1 protein-coding gene is annotated in these 790 nt (G+C 63.8%); it reads right to left on the bottom strand.

Features of this window, described 5'->3' with window-relative positions; translation table 11 throughout:
* Positions 1-108: 108 nt before the first annotated feature.
* A complete protein-coding gene (locus J0A65_RS24605) occupies positions 109-312 on the bottom strand; it encodes a hypothetical protein (protein WP_172979181.1) in 204 nt (67 codons plus the stop codon).
* Positions 313-790 lie beyond the last annotated feature (478 nt).

The following is a 790-nucleotide window of genomic DNA, read 5'->3' as shown; positions in this document are numbered from 1 at the left end:
CAGCAATGGCTGAGTGAGCGTCGGGCGATAAACAGAAAGGCCGGTCTTGTGACCGGCCTTTCTGTTTCCGGGTATCGCGTGACTGCCTCGCGCGCAGCGAGGCAGCGTTCACTGCGCCTGGTCGATGGCCTGTTCCAGGCGCTGGTTGTTCAGCGCATTGGCCTGATCGATCTGCTGCTTGAGCTGCTCCATCTGCTGCTGCGCCTGCTTGGCCTGCTCTGCCTGCAGCGTGGCCGTGGTGGCTGTTTCGCCGGCGCCACAGCCGCCGAGGCAGAGCAGCAGGGCCAGGGAGCAGAAAAGAGGCAGACGCATGATGAAGTCCTCGGGCGAGCGGATGGGATGGCAACAGCTTGGCGCATTTTGGCCATCTTGTATGTGCCGGCCGCCGCAAACCATACCCACTGCCCCGTCGCAGGCTCCTGCAGGAGCGGCTTCAGCTACAGCAGAGTGGACACCATCAGTTCCCTCTTGCGGGTGAGGAGGCTGCACGCGGAACCCGCGAGGGTGGACGAGCTTGGCGTTGCCCACTCTGCTCACTGCCCGCTTGGGGCTGGCTGGCGCAAATCGATCAGGGTGATTCGTATATCGCCCGTTCCGCTTCTCTGCTACAAACCGTCCACCGGACGACGAGGACGATGCGCGATGAGCGAACCCTTCATGCTGGACCTGCAACGGTATCTGGAGCGCCTGGGCTATGCCTCGGCGCCGGCAGCGACCCTCGACAATCTGCGCGAGCTGCAGAGGCGGCACACCGCCGAGTTCGCCTTCGAAACGCTGTCGACCATGCTGC

This window comes from Bowmanella yangjiangensis, assembly GCF_017255015.1.
GTDB classification, from domain to species: Bacteria; Pseudomonadota; Gammaproteobacteria; order Enterobacterales; family Alteromonadaceae; genus Bowmanella; species Bowmanella yangjiangensis.
This window is presented reverse-complemented; position numbering and strand designations above follow the sequence as displayed.